A 17,974-nucleotide genomic window follows, 5' to 3' on the forward strand; every position below is an offset into this window, starting at 1 on the left:
TCACCCCAGATCGATGTGTTCCACGTCGTCGCCATGACGGTGCTCGCCACGGCCACCGTCCTGGCCTGCCTCCCACCCGCCGGCGGGCCGGTCGCGCGGCCCTCGGGGAGCGGGACGGCCCAGCAGATCCAGCGCGCCCCTGACCGCGGCGAACAGTTCACCGCTCGCGGCCGCGAGATGGCCGGTCACGTCGCCGCCGGCCTCGCGCTGCGCCGCGATCGCCCGGCAGACCGGGCAGGCGCGGCAGATGTACTCCTCGTGCGGCTCGGACACGGCCTCGCCCCACACGTCCTGCTCCTTGCGCGCGCCGGAGCCGCCGGTGAAGGTGTCGAACACACTTTTGCCCACCTGCTTGCCGACGTGCTTGCCGACCTCGCGGGCGGCGCGGTCCTGGATCGCGCCGATCAGCTTGCGGGCCTCGTCGGCGACGGTGCCGATCGGATCCCTGTCGTTGCCGTTCTCAGTCATCTGGCCCTCCCGGGGCAGGGGGTCTGTCTGAGACGAACCGTACCTGGAGGAAACCATCCTGAAGCACCGCGCTCGCCACCTTCCGCCGCGTCAGCGAGGCGGGCAGGGCGATGATCCTCCGGTACGGCCCGGCCGTCACGATCAGTTCCTCGCCCTTGCGGGCCAGATCGACCTCGCCGCGCTCGGCTCCCGGCAGCGCCAGCCGGAGTTCGTCGGCGCTCAGGCGCAGCGGCGGCGGGACGGACGGCGGCGCGAACGGGTCACCGTCGCCGTAGAGGGCGGCGCCCGCCTCGGCCAGCGTGTCCGCGCCGATCGGCTCGGCGGGCAGGTAGGGCAGCACGTGGACGGGCAGCGGGGCGAACGACTGCCCGGCCTCGGCCAGCAGCCCCGCCTGGGCCCGCGCCCAGCCGGTCGACCAGGGGTCCGTGCTCCCGGCGGGGAAGACGCGGTTGGCGACGACGGCGTCGACGCGGTAGCCGTACAGGTTGAGGGAGGTGAGGGCGCGCCCGGTCTCGGCGAGCACCACCGCCTCCGGCGTCAGCACCAGCCGGACGGAGGCGTCGGGGCCGGTGAGCAGTTCGCGGACGTCGCGTATCCCCTGGTGCAGGCGCTCGGCGGCCTGGAGGAGGCCGTCGTCCGGCGCGATGCCGCGCACGAACGGCGCGACCGTCTTCAGGAGCCTGCGGCCGACGGGCAGCAGGCGGCCGGCGTGCCGGTCGAGGGCCTCGGGCAGGGCGAGCAGCCGCAGCGTCGCGGCCGTGGGGGCGCAGTCGACGACGACGACGTCCCAGTCGCCGGAGCGCACGTGGGCCTGCAGTTCCAGCAGCGCGATGACCTCCTCGGCGCCGGGCAGGACGGTGACCTCCTCGGCGGTGATCTCGTCGAGGCCGAGTTCGCCGAGCAGGCCGCTCGTGTGGCCGCTCAGCTCGTCCCAGTGCTCCTCCAGGGAGCGCTGGGTGTCGACCTGGTGCAGCCGCAGGCCGGGGGCGATCTCACCGGGGCCGCCGAGCGCGTCGGACAGCGAGTGGGCGGTGCCGATGGAGACGGCGAGGGTCTTCAGCCCGCGCCTGGCGGCGTGGGCGGCGGTGGCGGCCGCGACGGTGGTCTTGCCGACGCCGCCCTTTCCGGTGAACAGCAGGACGCGCGGGCTCACTACCTGCCCTCGACCCGCTTCTTCAGGCCCTTGAGGGCCGTGTCGACGATGACCTTCTCCGCCTTGCGCCGGATCATGCCGATCATCGGCACCTTCAGGTCGACGGCCAGTTCGTAGGTGACCTCGGTGCTCCCGTCCCGTTCGGCGAGCACGTAGCTCCCGGCCAGTTCGGCGATCATCTTGCCCTGCTCGACCACCGTCCAGCGCACGCTACTGTCGTCGTCCCAGGTGTAGCCGAGGGTGTAGGAGTCGCTGATCACCCCGGCGTCGAGGACGAAGCGCACCCGGCTCGCGCGGCCGTCGTCGCCCGGGTCCACGACCTCGGCGCTCTTGACCTGTCCTGCCCACTCCGGGTACGCGGGGAAGTCGGAGATCACCGCCATCACGCGTGCGCGACCGGCGGCGACGGTGATGCTCGAACTGGTGCGATCAGCCATGCGGATACAGTAACCGCCGCATCATCGATCCAGCGCGAACAGGACATCCTTTCCTCGGAAATGACCGGTGTCCGCGCATTGGGGCAGGCCCGTACGGGTTCGGGGCGGCGCGGAGCTCCTACGGGCTGTGGGAGCTAGCATGAGGGGCGCCCGATCCCTGACGAGGAGTTGACGTCCTTGCGCGAGTACAGCGTGCCCACCCTGGTGGATGTGCCCGCCTCCGCCCACCTGGCCGACACGGTGTTCAGGCGCGGCGAGCAGGAGCCCACCGCCGTGATGCTGCGGCGCCAGGCGGGCTCGAACTGGCCGGACGTGAGCGCCGCCGACTTCAGGGACCAGGTGCTCGCGCTGGCCAAGAGGCTGGTCGCCGAGGGGATCGAGCCCGGCGACCGGGTCGCGATCATGTCGCGCACCCGCTACGAGTGGACACTCGTCGACTACGCCGTGTGGACGGCGGGCGCGGTGTCGGTGCCGGTCTACGAGACCTCGGCGGTCGAGCAGGTGCGGTGGATCCTGTCCGACAGCGGGGCCAGGGCGGCCTTCGTCGAACTCGACGCGCACGAGGAGACCGTACGGGCGGCCGCGCCGGACCTCAAGCACCTGTGGCGCATGGACAGCACGGTGAGCGCCCCCAGCGCCCCCGGCGCCCTGGACAGCGGCAGCGGCGTCGAGGACGCCGAGATCGAGCGGCGCCGCGCCGCCGTGGGCGGCGCCGACCTGGCCACCGTCATCTACACCTCGGGCACCACGGGCACCCCGAAGGGCTGCCGCCTGACGCACGACAACCTGCTGTTCACCGCCCGCAACGTGGCCGCCGGGCCGCTCGCGCCGGTGTTCGAGGAGCAGGAGCCGGGGGTGCTGCTGTTCCTGCCGCTGGCCCACGTCTTCGCGCGGCTGATCCAGGTGGTGGCGATCGAGACCGGCACGATCCTGTCGCACACGCCCAACATGAGGAACGTCGCACCCGACCTGGTCTCGGCCGCGCCGACGCTGCTGCTCGGCGTGCCCCGGGTGTTCGAGAAGGTCTACAACGCCGCCGAGCAGAAGGCCGCCCAGAGCGGCAAGGGCGCGATCTTCGCGCGGGCGGGCGCCACGGCCGTCGCCCACAGCAGGGCGGACGGCCGTCCCGGGCTGGGGCTGCGGCTGCGGCACGCGCTGTTCGACCGGCTCGTCTACCGCAGGCTGCGCGCCGCCACCGGCGGGCGGCTGACCGCCGCGATCTGCGGCGGCTCGGCGCTGGGCGAACGTCTCGGGCACTTCTTCCGCGGCGTCGGCATCGAGGTCCTCGAGGGGTACGGCCTGACCGAGACCTCCGCCCCCTGCTCGGTCAACCCGCCCGGCGCGGGCAGGATCGGCACGGTGGGCCGTCCGCTGCCCGGCGTCTCGATCCGCGTCGGCGACGACGGCGAGATCCTGGTGAAGGGCCGCCACGTCTTCGCCGGCTACTGGAACGACGATCGGGCCACGGCCGAGGTGATCGACGCGGACGGCTGGTTCCACACCGGCGACGTCGGCGACCTCGACGCCGACGGCTACCTGCGCATCACCGGCCGCAAGAAGGAACTCCTGGTCACGGCGGCGGGCAAGAACGTCGCCCCGGCGCCGCTGGAGGACGCGCTGCGCGCCCACCCGCTGGTCTCCCAGGCGCTGGTCGTCGGCGACGACCGGCCGTACGTGGCGGCGCTGGTGACACTCGACCCGGAGGCGCTCGAACACTGGGGGGCGCGGCACGGCGCGCAGGACGCGAGCCCGGCGGAGCTGAGCACCGACGCGCGGATCCTGGCCGAGGTGCAGAGCGCGGTCGACAACGCCAACCGGGCGGTCTCGCGCGCCGAGCAGATCAAGAGGTTCACGATCCTGGACGCGGACCTCACGGAGGACAGCGGGCATCTGACACCGACGCTCAAGATCAAGCGCGCGCTGGTGACGCGCGACTTCGCCGACGCCATTGAGGGCCTCTACACAAGCTGACCCCTCCGATCACTTTTCGCTTTGAGAACGGTTGCAGTGGCCGTATTGACAAGCGGTTCCCCAGCACGTCTAGCTTGAGGGCGTACCAGTCGGCGGCCTCATCCAGCAGTGCTCCGATGAATGGGCCGCGAGTCAACCTGCCGGAAGGTCAGTCCGGCGAGGAAGGCGGCAAGGTGAGAACGACCCTCGCGGCGGCTCTGCTCGCGCTCACCGCATGCTCCGTGAACGAGCCCCCGGGCAGCGGCGCCGCCGCCGGCGAGGTCACGTTCCTGTTGTTCGAGTCACCGAACCTGAACGCGGCCTACTGGGACGCGCAGATCGCCCGCGCCGCCGCCTCGGTGCCCGGCGTCAAGATCAAGAAGGTCGTCGCCCCCGCCGCCGGCGGCCGTGACGAGTTCGCCAAGCAGCTCATCGCCTCGGGACAGTTCCCCGACGTCCACGTCGGCCTCCAGGACATTCTCGGCTTCGCCCCAACCTGTACGCCTGGACGCCCGAGGACCTCAAGGACTTCGAGTGCACCGGGTGCGGCGCCATCGGCGGCAAGGTGGTGCAACTGCCGGCCAACACCCAGACCCACTCGAACGTCTACTACAACAAGGCCCTGTTCAAGCAGGCGGGCATCACCGCCCCGCCCACCACGTACGCGCGGTTGCTGGAGGCCGCCGCCAAGCTCAAGGCCAAGGGCGTCACCCCGTTCGTGATCGGCGGCGGCCCCGACGCCTTCGCCTCCACCCTCGCCTGGACGGCCGTCCTCGCCACGGACGTGTACGCGGCCGACCCCCGGTGGATGCGAAAACGCCGCGAGGGCAAGGTCCGGTTCACCGATCCCGCCTTCAAGGCCGCCACCCGGAAGTTCGCCGACCTCGCTGCCAAGGGCTACCTCGACAACAGGGACATCTCCCGCGACTACGGCGCGACCCAGACCGCCTTCCTCGAAGGAAAGGGCGCGATGTACCCGATGGGCAGCTGGTTCGCCTCCCCCTCCGGCGGCGACAACCCCGCCAACAAGATCGAGATCGGCCGGTTCAACTGGCCGGGCGACAGCGACGACAGCAGGCTCGCCACCTTCATCGGCGGCGGGCTCACCGTGAGCGCCACCACCGCGAACCTGGACGCGGCCAAGAGGTTCGCCCTCGCCTTCCAGCTCGACAAGGCCAACATGGACGCCTCCGTCAAAGCCGACGCGCTGTTCCCCGCCGTCAAGGGCTACGCGCCGCCGCCGATGGGACCGGTGTTCACCGAGTCGTACCGGGCGTGGGACACCGCCAAGAGGGCGGGCGCGACCGTACCGTCCTTCGGGTGGGAGGCCGGGGACGACGCCATGCCGCCCGGTATGAAGGAGAAGTGGTGGGCGGCGGCCCAGGACCTCATCAGCGGCGCGCAGACCGTCGTCGAGGTGCTGGCCCACCTCGACGCCGAGTGGGACCGGTCGTCTTGACCCTCCGCCGCAGGCTCTGGCACTTCCTGGGCTTCGGGGCGCCGGGCTTGCTCGTCTACGTCTGCTTCGTGCTGGTGCCGATCCTGCTGAGCGTCGGCTACAGCCTGACGAACCACAGCCTGCTGCGGCCGGCTGGTCGTGGGTGGGGCTGCGCAACTACGCGCTGCTGCTGGAGGACCAGGCGTTCCTGTCCTCGCTGCGGGTCACCTCGGTGCTCACGCTCATGGTGCTGATCGTGCCGAACGCCTTGGGCCTGGGGCATCGCCGTACTGCTGGATCACCGGGGCTGGTTCTACAACGCGATGCGCAGCGTCTACTTCACCCCGATGGTGCTCAGCTCGGTCGGCGTCAGCGTCGTCTGGACCCGCGTCCTGGACGACGAGGGGCCGCTGAACCAGGCGCTGCGCCTGCTCGGCGTGGCCGACCCGCCCGGCTGGCTGTCCGACCCCGCCTACGCGCTCTTCTCGCTCGGCTCGAACGTGTCGTGGCAGCTGCTCGGCTTCTGCGTCGTCGTCTACCTGGCCGGGCTGCAGGGCGTCCCCCGGGAGCTCGCCGAGGCGGCCGCGATCGACGGCGCCGGGCCGTGGACCCGCTTCCGCCGCCTCACCTGGCCGCTGCTCGCGCCCGCGCTGACCGTCAACACCGTGGTGCTGCTCATCACCACCTTCAAGATCTTCGACCACGTCAAGGTGATCACCAACGGCGGGCCCGGCACCGGCACCACCGCCACCGTGGCCTTCACGATCATGCAGGAGGGCTTCGTCGAGAACCGGCAGGGCTACGCCTCCGCGATGGCGATCGTCATGCTGGTGATCGTCGCACTGGCCTCCGCCGTCGCGCTGCGGCTGCTCCAGCGCCGGGAGGTGCAGCTGTGAGAAGGGCCCTGGTCGCCCTCGCGATCACCGCCGTCTTCTTCGTCCCGCTGTACGTCGCCCTGGTCAACGTGGTCAAGCCCAGCGCGCTCATCCCGGGCGCCGGGGCCATCGCGCCGCCGATCCCGCCGACGCTCGACAACCTGTCGGCCGTCCCCACCGACCCCGCGAACCTGTTCTGGGCCAGTCTGGCCAACAGCGTGCTCGTGACCACCCTGTCGGTGATCGCGCTGGTCGTCCTGTCGGCGACCCTCGCCCACTACCTCGCCCGTACGGCGGGGCGCTGGGGCCGCCTGCTGACCCTCCTGCTGCTGTGCGGCCTGATGATCCCGCCCCAGGTCATCCTGGTCCCGATCACCCAGGTGCTGCGCGCCCTCGGCCTCATGACCACGGTGCAGGGGCTGGTGCTGTTCAACGTCGGCTACTACGTCCCCTTCGGAGTGTTCGTCTTCACCGGCTTCCTCAAGGGCGTCCCCGCCGATCTGGAGGAGGCCGCCGCCATCGACGGCGCCGGGCGGGGGCGGACGTTCTGGCGCATCGTCTTCCCGCTGCTGCGCCCGGCCACCGCCAGCGTGCTGATCTTCCTGTCGGTCTGGATCTGGAACGACTTCCTCAGCCCGCTGATCATTCTCGGCCCGGGGCAGGGCACCACCGTCACCACCGGCGTCTACCGTTCGCTCGGGCAGTACTCCTTCGACTACGGCGGCGTCTTCGCGCTCATGTTCCTCTCGACGCTGCCCGTGCTGATCTTCTATCTGGCCCTGCAGAAGCAGTTCGTCAAGGGCCTGACCGGCGGCGCGACGAAGGGGTGAGTTTAACCGCGAGCCCTGAAGGAAAAAGATCTCAGCTAGCGCACAGGAAGCAGGTAAACCCCCATGATCCTGCAGTCCACCAGAGCCGCCGCCCCGCTCCTGGGCGCGGTGCTGGTCCTGACCGCGTGCTCCTCCGGCAACGTGGCCGCCGCCGGCGTCACCGGGACGAAGGTCGTCGAGGTCGGCACCGACAACACCCCCACCGGCGCCCAGGACAAGGTCGCCGCCACCGTCGGCGGCAACCGGGGCGTCAAGAACTGGGTGATGATCGGCTGCAACGACGAGAACGTCAGCGGCGGCGTCACCGCCATGCAGAACGCCGGGATCAAGCCGGAGAACATCATCGGCGTCGGACTCGGCGCCTACCTCGCGTGCAAGGACTGGAACAGCGGGCGGCCGTCCGGTATGAAGGCAGCATTGTTCATCAACGGCTACGAGGTGGGCAAGCTGGCCGTCCAGACCTTGTACGACACCATCGCGAACGGCACCCCCATGCCCCAGGAGGCGTTCGCGCCCACCAAGATGGTCGATCCCCAGAACTGGCAGGCGGAAGGAGTCACGTGCAGCGCCTGACGCGATTAGGAGTGTGCGCCCTGGCAGCCGCCGCAGCCGTGGCGCTCACCGGGACGCCGGCACACGCCGACGAGATCCCCGGCGGGCTCCTCGGCGAGCGAGGTACGGTCATCAGCTCGGAAGAAGGCCGCTGGGTGCTGGCCGAACGCCACCCGGGTGGCGAGACCAGCGTGACCCTCTACAACGGCAGCACCCGCCCCCAGCGCATCGCCACCTCCGTCGCCGAGATCGGCATGCCGGCCGTCGCCCCCGCCTACCGGGTCCGCGACCAGGCCACCGGCGCCGACACCCACACCGCCGGAGTACTCGCCGGCAACGTTCCTCCAGGCCGCGCGCTCGTCCTGCGCGTCGCCCACGACACCGCGTGGGCCACCTACCCGCCCTTCGTCGAACTCGACCTCCAGGCACCCGGCGTCTACCCCGGCGGCGCCGCGCTCATCGAGCCCGGCGCCACCTCCCAGGTCGGCACCGTCGTCGTCAACCACGGCCGCACCCCTGCCGCCAACCCGGTCCCCACCCTGCGCGTCCCCCAGGACTGGACGTCCGCCGCCGTCTCGCCGCCCGCCACCGCCCCGCTCGAACCCGGCCGCCAGCACGTCACCCTCTGGAAGGTGACCGCGCCCGAAGACCTCCCGCGCGACGCCTACCGGATCGACGCCGCGTTCCAGCGGCTCACCGCCGGAGCCATGCTGGTCGTCCCGCCGCCCGCCCCCACCGCGACCGCCCACCTCACCGACCTGAAATGGCTGGCCAACGGCATCCTCCAGCGCGGCAAGGTCACCTTGAACGGCACCACCTTCGCCCGCAGCCTCGGCGGCGTGCCACCCGGCGCCACCGAGTACTACCTCGCCGGGCGCTGCACCCGCTTCACCGCCCACGTCGGCGTCGACGACGCCAGCGGGGCGGGCGGCAGCGTCACCTTCGAGGTGTGGGCCGACAGCAAGAAGGTCGCCGAGACCGGCGTGCTCACCGGAGCCATGCCCGCGCAGCAGATCAGCGCGGACCTCACCGGCGCCCGCCTGGTCAGGCTCGTCGTGACCGAAGGTGGTGACGGAGCAGCCGACGACCGGGCAGCGTGGGGAGACGCGGTGGTCACGTGCTGAGCGTGCGGTCACTGTCCAAACGGTTCTCCGGCGTCCAGGCCCTGCGCGAGGTCACCCTCGACTTCCCCCCAGGTCGGGTGAGCGCGCTCATGGGCGAGAACGGCGCCGGGAAATCCACCCTCATCAAGATCCTGAACGGGGACCACCGGCCCGACCGGGGCCGCGTCCTCCTCGACGACCAGCCCCTCGACCTGCGCTCCCCGCCGACGCGCGCCGCCACGGCATCCGCGTCATCGGCCAGGAGCCCGAGATCATCCCCCACGTGTCCGTCGCCGAGAACGTCTACGCCGGCTCGCTTTCCCGGCGCCGGGGGCGCCTCCTCGACCGGCCCGCCCTCCACGCCCGGGTCCGTGACGACCTCCTGCGGCTCGGCTTCGACCACTTCCTCGACCCCGCCGCCCTCGGCTCCGCCCTCACGCCCGCGCAGCGGCAGCTCGTCGAGATCATGCGCGCGCAGGGGCCGGCGGTGGTCTACGTCTCGCATCGGCTCAAGGAGATCTTCCGGCTCGCCGACCGCATCGCCGTCCTGCGGGACGGGGGCCTCGTGGACGTACGGGCCGTCGAGGACACCACGGAGAGGCAGGTCGTCCGCCTGATGGTCGGCCGCGACCTGTCGTCGCTGTTCGACCGCTCCGCCGTCCCGCCCTCGCCCGGCGGTCTCTGTCCCGCACCGGACACCTCCACCCACGCGCCCGGCCCCGCCCCCGTCATGCTCGACGTGGTCGCCGTCACCACCGACGAGGTGCGCGAGGTCACCTTCCAGGTGCGGGCCGGCGAGGTCGTCGCCCTTGCCGGGCTCGTCGGTGCCGGGCGCTCGGAACTCTGCCGGTTCACAGGGTTATGCCGGCGGCGGAGCGAGCAGGGCGTGGAAGCGGGCCGCGACCCGGTCCCACGACCACTCGGCCGTCATCCAGGCCCGCCCCAGATCCCCCATCTTGCGGGCCCGATCCCGGTCCGCCAGCAGTTCGACGAGCGCCTGCGCCACCGCCCGCGCCGACCCGCCGTCCACGAGCAGCCCGGTCTCCCCGTGCCTGACCGCGTCCGGAGCGCCCCCGGACGCCCCCGCCACCACCGGCAGCCCGCTCGCCGAGGCTTCCAGGAACACGATGCCCAGGCCCTCGACCTCGGCCCCCCGCAACCGCGTACGGCACGGCATCGCGAACACGTCGGCCGCCGCGTAGAACCCCGGCAGGCTCGCGGCGGGTACCGCCCCCGTGAAGCGGATCGACTCGGCGCCGCCGGCCAGCCGCCGCAGCGCCCGCAGCCGGGGCCCGCCGCCGACGAGCAGGAGCACGGCGTCCGGGACGGCCCGCAGTACCCGGGGCCAGGCGCGGATGAGCTGGTCCTGACCCTTGCGCGGCACCAGCCGCGACACGCACAGCACCACGGGCCGCCCGTCCAGCCCCAGCGCGGCGGGCGCCACGTCCGGGCGGAACCGCGCGGGGTCGACGCCGGGCGTCAGCGGTACCAGTTTGCCGTCGGGTATGACCTCCGCCAGGCGTGAGCGGGTGTACTCGCCGAGGTAGGTGACGACGTCGGCGTGCGCGCCGATGCGCCGTAGCACCGGCCGCAGGACGGGGGTGCCCGCCCACCCGGCCTCGTGCCCGTGGGTGAGCATGACGACGCGGCGCGCCCCGGCCCGGCGTACGTGCGGGGCGAGGAGGCCGAGCGGCGCGGCGGCGCCGAACACGACGGTCTCGACCCCGTACGCCGGGACGAGCCGGGCCGCGCGCCGGGCGACGGCCGGGGTGGGCAGCATGAGGCTGGTGGGGTGGCGGACGACGGGGTACGGCTGGCGGCGGTCGAAGTCACCGCAACCGGGCCAGGCGGGCGCGTACACGACGACGCCGGGTGTGCGCAGCGCGAGCCCGTGGACGAACGACTGGATGCCTCCCTGACGCGGCGGATAGTCGTTGGTGACGATGAGGACCCGGGTCACGGTTCGGTGGTGCCGTTCGACCGCGCCCAGGTGCGGGCGAGGGTGATGCGCTGCGGCGCGGTGGGGTGGGAGGAGTACAGGAAGTACTCCAGCGCGTCCGGGGACAGGTCGGAGATGTTGGTGACGGCCAGGCGGCGCTGCATGGCGGCGAACGCGGCGGGGTCGCGGGTGAGGTCGAGCGCGTGGATGTCGGCGCGGGCCTCGACGTGGCGGCTGACGAGGTTCTGGGCGGGCCCGGACAGCACGGTGGCGAGGCTCATCAGGCCCATGACGGCGCCGACGGCCAGCGGCTCGGACACGGCGGTGACGCCGGTGCGGCGCCGAACGGAGGCGAAGACCACGTACAGCAGGCAGGCGCCGAAGGCCGCGCCGAGCGCGCCGAGCAGGGTGCCGTCGAGGACGTCGTCGGCCTTCGCGTGGCCGAGTTCGTGGGCGACGACGAGCTCGACCTCGGCCTGCGGGGCCTTGAGGAGCGTGTCGTACACGACGATGCGGCGGGTGGCGCCGAAGCCGGACACGTAGGCGTTGAGCGCGGTGGTGCGGCGGGAGGCGTCGGCGACGAGGACGTCCTCGACCGGCACACCGTCGCGTTCGGCCATCGCCAGCAGGTCGGTGCGCAGCGGGCCGGGCGGCATCGGGCTGAAGTCGTTGAACAGCGGCTCGAACACCAGCGGGTAGACGAAGGAGGCGGCGACGGTCAGCCCGGCCGCACCGGCTGCGGCCGGTATCCACCAGCGGCGGAAGCGGCGGGCCAGCGCCACCAGGGCCACGATCATGATGGACAGCAGGACGACGCGGACCCCGACGGACTTCAGCCGGTCGAGGCTCCACGCCAGCCAGTCCTGCGTGGACAGGCCGTACTCGCGCAGCCGGGTCTCGAACCAGACGCCGAGCGGCCACCGCACGGCCTCGACGAGCGCCGTGAGCACGAGCACGCCGAGGACCACCCGCAGCCACCACGGGCCTTTCAGCCGTCCCAGGACGCGGGCGCCGAGCGGTGTGGCGGCCAGCAGCCCGGCGAAGACGATCGTGAGTCCGAGCGACAGGTAGGACGGCAGGCTCGTGGCCGCGTCGAACGCCTGCGAACGGGCGATCTCGGCCGGGGTGAAGTCCTGGGCCGGATCTCCGGAGGGCAGCGGCCGCCACGGTGTGGTGATCGCGGCCACGGCGATCACCAGGAGGCCGAGGATCGCGGCGGCGATCCCCGCCTGCCGCCGCAGCCGCCCGTCGTCGTCGTCGGGCTGTCGTGTCACGCCAGTTCCTCCCCCAGGTACGCGCGCCAGTCACGGGTCAGCTCGGCCACGGGCACGGGTAGTGCGCGGCCGGCTCCGACCCGCTGGGCATCACGGTAGAGCCTCACCAGTGTCGCCTCTCCGTACGCGTGCGCGATGAGGCGGCACGCCAGCCACGCCTCCTGGTAGCTCTGCGCGAGCCGGGGCGCGCCGGGGGCGAAGTCAGCGGGTTCCGGGAGGTTCTCGGGCAGGCGTCCCGCTCTGACCTCTTCGGCGAGTTCCGCGGCGGCCTCAGGTACGGCAAGGCCCGCGTCGCGGTAGGCGACGTAGTCGGCGAAGCCCTCGTACAGCCAGGGCGGCAGGCCGTCGGTGCCCGCGGCGACGTGGGTGAGCTCGTGGGCGAGCACGACGTCGCGGCCGGTGGGGGTGAGTCTTCCGTAGGTCTCGGGCACGACGATCACGCGGCCGTCGTGGGCGACGGCGGCGAGCCCGTCGACGGAGGCGGCGCCGATCGCGCGGGCGGCGTCGGCGGCAGAGGCGGCGACGCGGACGTCCGGCCGTACGGGTGTGCCCAGGACGGCCTCGACCCGGCGGGCGGCCCGTTCGGCACGCCGGCGGAGGTCGTGGCCGGGCCGTCTGAGCTCCCCGCCGTGGGCGGGCCGCCCGGAGAGGGCGGGCCGGGTAGCGGGTGCCGAACCCTGGGGCACGGCGGACGAACCGGACCCGGGCGCCGAAGGACCGGACGCGGAGGCGGAAGAACGGGGTGCGGGGGTGGGAGAGCCGGACGCAGGGGCGGAAGCGCCAGGCGCGACAGCGGACGAGCCGGGCGCGGAAGAGCCGGGTGCGGGGGCGCAGCTCGGGGTGGTCGCGATCAGACACGCGACCAGTGCGGGGGCCGCCACTGCGGCGCGACGGCTCACGGCCCCGATGGTAGCCGCCCCTGTGCGGACCCCCGTCCCCGGCACGACGGCCTGGGACGGGGATGTCGCGCCTTACAGGCCGGGACGCACCGCGCCGACGAACGACGCCCTGCGCCATTCGCTGATGCGGTCGACCCGGACCCGCTTGCCCGAGCTGGGCGAGTGGACCATCCTGCCGTCGCCGACGTACATGCCGACATGGCCTCGGCCCCGGAAGAACATCAGGTCACCGGGCCGCAGCCGCTTCCAGGTGACCTTCTTGTCGATGCGCGCGTACTGGCTGTACGTCACGCGGGGGATCTTCACTCCGGCCTTCTTCCAGGCGTACTGGACCAGTCCGGAGCAGTCGAAGGCACCTGGACCCGTGGCACCGTACCTGTACGGGTCCCCGACCTGCGCCTTGGCGACGGAGACGGCCTTTCCGGCCTTCACCCGCTGCCGTGTGGACTTGGAAAGGGTCTTCCCTGCGGTGGCCGTCCTGCTCCGGGCTGTGGTGCCCGGTTCAGCGGCGGCCGCCTCGGTCTCGGCGGGGGCCGTTGCGGCCCCGGCCGCCGGGGCATGGAGGGCGAGCCCTCCTGCTGTCATGGACATGGTGACCAGCACCCCGGACACGACAAGGCGGGGGTTACTCAGGGGGATAGACAGGATTTCTCCTCGGATCTTCCACGAACGCCTACCGGGTTAGCTGACGGGTTCGGGCCTGGAAGTCGCCCTACGGCGCGGCTGCGCCGACTCACCCCGTGATCCCGGTGATCGGGATCGGCGGGTCCCCGGCTCCGTGCCTCCTGACTGCACGGACTCGGCTGGTCGTCGCCCTCGTGGAAACGGGCCGACCGCGGATCTCTATACGTCCCCACCGGGCCTCGTGAGGCCCGGTGTCGGCGTCGCGGCGCCATGGCGTGCCGCCGCGACGCCAGAAAGTACCCGGCGCCGCCGATCGGCGGCAAAAGCCGGGTGAACCTGTCAAGATCCGGCAGGGGTTCCTGTCAGAAGGGATCGCGCTGCTCGGCACCCCTGCGTCGTTATCGAAATGTGACCTCCCTCACACTTGTCCGGCGGCCCGTGAGTCAGGTCCCGTCCGTCCCACGGGACACGGCGAGGACGCGCAGCCCGATGAGCGGGTGGCGCAGTTCCTCGATCGTCCGCAGCCGCTCCGCGCGCTCCCCCTCGCACTTGAGGTACCGGTGCAGGAACGGCACCCGCCGCAGCGTCTTCACGTCGAAGCGGGCGCTGATCGCCGCGAGCATCTCCTCGCCCGTCGCGAGGTCGCCGTGCTCCCGTTCCCACTCGTTCGCCGGGTCGGCGACCAGGTCGCGCCCGCCGATGACGGCCCCGGCGTCGTAGAACCAGGTGGCGGCGGCGGGGTCGGCCCGCTCCCAGGCGAAGTCGTCCACCACGAGGCTGCCGCCGGGGGCCAGCAGCCGCGCGGCCGCGTTCAGCGCCATCTCCATCGGCTCCATGTGGTGCAGCGACATCCTCATCACGATGGCCTCGAAGGGCGCCGCCTCGAAACCGGCCAGGTCCGCCCGGACGGCGGGCACCCCGGCGGCGAGCGCGGCCGACGGGTCGAGGTCGATGGCCGTGACGTCGTACCCGCCCGCGATGAGCTGGGCCGCGAGCGTGCCCGCGCCGCATCCGGCGTCCAGCACGCGGGCGGGCGCGGCGGGCAGGACGGAGGTGATCCAGGAGTTCATGAGCCGAGCATGCTGCGGCCGAAGGCATGCGCACCACTGCGGGTACGGCATGCCCGCCATAAGCTCGGCGCATGCTTGACACCTGGTCGCTGAAGGTTCTCCTCACCGTGGGCCGCCTCGGCTCGTTCTCCGCCGCGGCCGGCGCGCTGTCGATGACGCAGCCCGCGGTCTCCCGTCAGATCGCCGCCCTGGAGCGGCGCACCGGCGTGCGGCTGTTCGAGCGGCTGCCGAGGGGCGTGCGCGCGACGGACGCGGGCCGCGCGGCCCTGGAGGACGCGGCCCGGGTGCTCGACGGGATGACCCTGCTGGAGGCCCGGCTCCGCGCGCACGCGCTGGCCGAGGCGGGGCGGGTGCGCGTGCAGGCGTTCCCGAGCGCGGCGACCGCGTTCGTGCCCGGCTGCTTCGGCGCGTTCGCGGCCGAGCACCCCGGCGTGGAGTTGTCGCTGATCGTAGGCCGCGCCGACGCCGCCGCCGTCCTGGACGGCGACGCCGACCTGGCGCTGCTCACCTCGCGCGACCCGGCGCCCCCCGCCGGGCTGGAGTCGGTGCCGCTCCTGGACGACGAACTCCTCGTGGCGCTGCCCGCGAGCCACCCGCTGGCCGCAGGGCGGCGGGTACGGCTCGCCGACCTGTCCGGCGAGGCGTGGATCGACGGCACCCACCCCGACTGTCTGGGCCCGCTGTCGGAGCTGGCCGCCGCCCTGGGCGGCCCGCCGAGGGTCAGCCACGTGTGCGACGACTGGAACGGCAGGCAAGGCCTGGTGGCGGCGGGCGTCGGCGTCATGGTGTACCCGGCGATGGCGGGCCGGGCCGTACGGCAGGACATCCGGCTGCTGCGTCCCGTGCCCGCGCTGCCCGTCCGGGCGGTGCACGCGGTCGCGCTGCCGGAGCCGAGCCCGGCCGTACGGGCCTTCCTGGAGCTGATGACCCGCTACGGGCGGATGGCTCCGGCGATGGACTTGCCGTAGGCGGACAGCTTGACCACCTTGATCACGTCGCCGGTCTGCGGCGCGTGCACGATGTTGCCGTTGCCCGCGTACATGGTGACGTGGCCGAGCCCCTGGGAGAAGATCAGGTCGCCGGGCTGGAGCTGGTCGAGCGGCACCTTGCGGTTGGCGCCCCAGGCCCACTGCTGCCAGGTGGTGCGCGGCAGCGAGACCCCTGCCGCCCGCCAGGACGCCTGGGTGAAGCCCGAGCAGTCGTAGCCGCGCGGCCCGGTGCCGCCGTAGATGTACGGCTTGCCGGTCTGGGCGAAGGCGAACTGCAGCGCCGAGCGGGCGTTGCCGGAGGCGGGCCCGGTGTACTTCGTGCCGGTGCTGTTGGGATTGCCGGCGTTGTAGGCGCCGAGCCGCTCCAGCAGCTTCTTCTGGTCCTTGACCAGGTCGAGGATCTCGGCGCGCTCCTTCTCGACCTTGTCGCGCTCGCCGTCGGCGACCACGAGCGCCTCCTGGGCGCGGTCGCGTTCGACCTTCAGGCCCTTGTTCTCCCGGTCGAAGGCGGCCAGCTTCTCGGCGCGCTCGGCCTGCATCTGACCGGCCAGCGCCAGGGCGCCGAGGGTCCTGCCCGGGTCGGGGTTGCCGAACATCCCGGGCCACGACGACACGTCGCCGCCCAGCTTGTAGTCGCTCACGGCCATGCCGACGACGTCGGCGCGCAGGTCCTCGACGGTCTTGAGCTTGCGCTTGTAGGAGGCGTCGAGCCGCGTGTGGCGCGTCCTGGCCTTCTTGTACTCCTCGTTGAGGGTGTTGAAGCGGTCGACGACCTTGTCCGCCCGGTTGTTGAGGCGCTCAAGCTTGGCCTTGGCCTGTTTGACCGTGGGTCTGGGGTCGGCCGTGGCCACGCCCGGCGCGGTCAGCACCAACCCGATCAGGAGCCCTGCCGCCAGGGGCGTCCGGCCCAGCCTCACGAAATCTCCTCCCAGTGGGCACACCTGGGGGGAGATGGTACAGAAGTGTCGGGTGAGATCTCAGGAAAAAGTCGGATTCGTGATGTGAAACCTACGCGCGTCCCAGTCGGCGCAACAGCAGACCGGACGGCACCGGCCGGGCGCCCATCCGGCGTACGGACTCGGCGACCTCGCGGTCGGAGGAGACGACCGCGACCGCACGGCCGGGCGGCTCCGCCCTGACCAGCTGCCTGATCAGGTCGTCGGCGATCTCCCCCGGCGCGCTGAACAACACCCGCACCCCGCGCGGCGCCACCACCTGCACCGGGGAGTTGAGCTCGGCGCCGTCGAAGACCACGGTCACCTCGACCCTGGTCTGGGCCACCAGCCCGCCGAGCCCGGTCATCAGCCGGTTGCGCTGGTCGGCCAGGGTGAGCGAACCGTAACCGGTCTTGGTCACGTTGTAACCGTCGATGACCATGTGCACCTGCGGCACCGCCAGCAGCTGATCGAGCAGTTGCGGATCGTCCTCGGCCAGCGCGCGGGCGGGCACGCCGCGCACCCCCGGCGCGCTCGCGGCCACGGCGGCGACGGAGTCGGCGGGCCTGCTGATCGTCGAGGGCAGGGCCAGCTCGCGCCGCAAACCCGAGGAAGCGTCCTGGAGGGCGTCGAGCAGCACCCGGATCCGCGCGTCCTCAAGGCTCCTGCCCTCACGGGCGGCCCGCCGGGAGGTTTCGAGCTGCTTCTCGACGTCGCTCAGCCGCTCACGCAGCCGCCGCAGCTCGGACTCCCCCGCGCTGCCCGCGGCCGTCGCGGCGGTCTTGACCTCCTCGGCCTCCTGCTCGACGACCACGGCCCGCCGGTCGGCCGCCTTGACCCGCTCGCGGGCCTCGTGGAGCTTGCGCCGCAGGTCGGAGTTCTCGGCGCGGGCACCCTTGAGCTGCTCGCGCAGCCGCTCCGTCTCCTCCTTGGCCGCGCTCTTCTGCGCGGCGAGCTGCTCACGCAGCCGGACCACCTGCTGCTCCTGCGCGGAACCCTCCGCCGCGGCGGCGGTCTGCTCAAGGTCGGCGCGGGCGGCCTCGACCATGTCCGCCCAGCCCGGCGGACGGGTGAGGTAGGCGGCCGCGGCCACGAGCACCGGGTCGGCGGCGGGCGGCACGACGCCCTCGGCCAGCGAGGCGACCAGTTCGGGCCAGCCCTCGGCGACGGACTCCGCGACCGTCTCGCGGAAGTCCTTGTCGTTCTCCAGCTGGGCGGCGATGGGCGCGCTGCCGAGCTTGGCGCGCTTGCGCGGGTCGAACCTGGCTATGCCGCGCAACGGCGGCGGCACCGCCTTGGCCGGCATGCCTCCGAGCACCTGGGAGGCCAGATCCACCACGTTGACTCTGACCTGCTCAGGAAGCGGACGAGACAGGCCTTCACCGGCTGAGCTCATCCTGTCGCTTCCCTTCGCACCTTGGCGTTTGAGTCCAAGGGT

At 72.5% G+C, this 17,974-nt stretch carries 18 protein-coding genes and 1 riboswitch; of the genes, 8 read left to right on the plus strand and 10 right to left on the minus strand.

The annotated features are described in order from the left end of the window. The 3 genes from ABD120_RS18490 to ABD120_RS18500 are packed head-to-tail and all read right to left on the minus strand — an operon-like array spanning window position 1 to window position 2,058. A complete protein-coding gene (locus ABD120_RS18490; protein ID WP_343951157.1) occupies window positions 1–468 on the minus strand; it encodes a hypothetical protein in 468 nt (155 codons plus the stop codon). Further along, a complete protein-coding gene (locus ABD120_RS18495; protein WP_343951158.1) occupies window positions 461–1,621 on the minus strand; it encodes an ArsA family ATPase in 1,161 nt (386 codons plus the stop codon). The genes ABD120_RS18490 and ABD120_RS18495 overlap by 8 nt, the downstream gene beginning before the upstream one ends. Then, the gene (locus ABD120_RS18500; RefSeq protein ID WP_343951159.1) at window positions 1,621–2,058 is read right to left on the minus strand and encodes an SRPBCC family protein; all 438 of its coding nucleotides are present in this window, start codon (window positions 2,056–2,058) and stop codon (window positions 1,621–1,623) included. Before ABD120_RS18500 ends, ABD120_RS18495 begins: the two co-directional genes overlap by 1 nt. A 177-nt stretch (window positions 2,059–2,235) precedes the next feature. On the opposite strand from ABD120_RS18500, the gene ABD120_RS18505 reads away from it, so the two are divergent. From ABD120_RS18505 to ABD120_RS39810, 7 genes are all read left to right on the plus strand, one after another. After that, window positions 2,236–4,029 (plus strand): AMP-dependent synthetase/ligase, encoded by a 1,794-nt coding sequence (locus tag ABD120_RS18505; protein WP_343951160.1) that lies wholly within the window; start codon window positions 2,236–2,238, stop codon window positions 4,027–4,029. A gap of 475 nt (window positions 4,030–4,504) precedes the next feature. After that, entirely contained in the window at window positions 4,505–5,467 is a 963-nt protein-coding gene (locus tag ABD120_RS18510) for an ABC transporter substrate-binding protein (protein ID WP_343951230.1), read from the plus strand. 269 nt (window positions 5,468–5,736) lie between these two features. Beyond that, window positions 5,737–6,342, plus strand: coding sequence for a carbohydrate ABC transporter permease (locus ABD120_RS18515; RefSeq protein WP_343951231.1), 606 nt, complete (start codon window positions 5,737–5,739; stop codon window positions 6,340–6,342). Continuing rightward, complete coding sequence (locus ABD120_RS18520) at window positions 6,339–7,151, plus strand: carbohydrate ABC transporter permease (protein WP_343951161.1); 813 nt, start codon at window positions 6,339–6,341, stop codon at window positions 7,149–7,151. Before ABD120_RS18515 ends, ABD120_RS18520 begins: the two co-directional genes overlap by 4 nt. Window positions 7,152–7,214: 63 nt before the next feature. Next, window positions 7,215–7,724: a type 1 periplasmic-binding domain-containing protein gene (locus ABD120_RS18525; protein ID WP_343951162.1), complete on the plus strand. Its 510-nt coding sequence runs from the start codon at window positions 7,215–7,217 to the stop codon at window positions 7,722–7,724. Continuing rightward, on the plus strand, window positions 7,712–8,827 hold the full coding sequence (locus ABD120_RS18530) for an NPCBM/NEW2 domain-containing protein (RefSeq protein ID WP_343951163.1): 1,116 nt from the start codon (window positions 7,712–7,714) through the stop codon (window positions 8,825–8,827). Before ABD120_RS18525 ends, ABD120_RS18530 begins: the two co-directional genes overlap by 13 nt. A gap of 89 nt (window positions 8,828–8,916) precedes the next feature. Continuing rightward, complete coding sequence (locus tag ABD120_RS39810) at window positions 8,917–9,423, plus strand: ATP-binding cassette domain-containing protein (RefSeq protein ID WP_425563998.1); 507 nt, start codon at window positions 8,917–8,919, stop codon at window positions 9,421–9,423. Between the two features lie 242 nt (window positions 9,424–9,665). On the opposite strand, the gene ABD120_RS18540 is transcribed toward ABD120_RS39810, so the two are convergent. The 5 genes from ABD120_RS18540 to ABD120_RS18560 form a co-directional block, all read right to left on the minus strand. Then, window positions 9,666–10,766 carry a glycosyltransferase family 4 protein gene (locus ABD120_RS18540; RefSeq protein WP_343951165.1) on the minus strand — a complete coding sequence of 367 codons (1,101 nt, stop codon included), beginning with the start codon at window positions 10,764–10,766 and terminating at the stop codon, window positions 9,666–9,668. Beyond that, window positions 10,763–12,019, minus strand: coding sequence for a M48 family metallopeptidase (locus ABD120_RS18545; RefSeq protein WP_343951166.1), 1,257 nt, complete (start codon window positions 12,017–12,019; stop codon window positions 10,763–10,765). Before ABD120_RS18545 ends, ABD120_RS18540 begins: the two co-directional genes overlap by 4 nt. Further along, window positions 12,016–12,705, minus strand: a complete 690-nt coding sequence (locus ABD120_RS18550) for an eCIS core domain-containing protein (RefSeq protein WP_343951167.1) — start codon at window positions 12,703–12,705, stop codon at window positions 12,016–12,018. The genes ABD120_RS18545 and ABD120_RS18550 overlap by 4 nt, the downstream gene beginning before the upstream one ends. A 285-nt stretch (window positions 12,706–12,990) precedes the next feature. Further along, complete coding sequence (locus ABD120_RS18555) at window positions 12,991–13,521, minus strand: C40 family peptidase (protein WP_343951168.1); 531 nt, start codon at window positions 13,519–13,521, stop codon at window positions 12,991–12,993. A 52-nt stretch (window positions 13,522–13,573) separates the two neighbouring features. Further along, window positions 13,574–13,733: riboswitch (cyclic di-AMP (ydaO/yuaA leader) on the minus strand. Between the two features lie 252 nt (window positions 13,734–13,985). Continuing rightward, the gene (locus tag ABD120_RS18560) at window positions 13,986–14,612 is read right to left on the minus strand and encodes a class I SAM-dependent methyltransferase (RefSeq protein ID WP_343951169.1); all 627 of its coding nucleotides are present in this window, start codon (window positions 14,610–14,612) and stop codon (window positions 13,986–13,988) included. A gap of 71 nt (window positions 14,613–14,683) precedes the next feature. Between ABD120_RS18560 and ABD120_RS18565 the strand changes: the two genes are divergently transcribed. Next, window positions 14,684–15,580: a LysR family transcriptional regulator gene (locus ABD120_RS18565; protein WP_343951170.1), complete on the plus strand. Its 897-nt coding sequence runs from the start codon at window positions 14,684–14,686 to the stop codon at window positions 15,578–15,580. On the opposite strand, the gene ABD120_RS18570 is transcribed toward ABD120_RS18565, so the two are convergent. Next, window positions 15,544–16,518: a C40 family peptidase gene (locus tag ABD120_RS18570; protein ID WP_343951171.1), complete on the minus strand. Its 975-nt coding sequence runs from the start codon at window positions 16,516–16,518 to the stop codon at window positions 15,544–15,546. The genes ABD120_RS18565 and ABD120_RS18570 overlap by 37 nt on opposite strands. Before the next feature lie 91 nt (window positions 16,519–16,609). Further along, window positions 16,610–17,872 (minus strand): NYN domain-containing protein, encoded by a 1,263-nt coding sequence (locus tag ABD120_RS18575; RefSeq protein WP_343951172.1) that lies wholly within the window; start codon window positions 17,870–17,872, stop codon window positions 16,610–16,612. Between the last annotated feature and the right edge of the window lie 102 nt (window positions 17,873–17,974).

This window comes from Nonomuraea longicatena (genome assembly GCF_039525605.1).
In the GTDB taxonomy this organism is placed as follows: domain Bacteria; phylum Actinomycetota; class Actinomycetes; order Streptosporangiales; family Streptosporangiaceae; genus Nonomuraea; species Nonomuraea longicatena.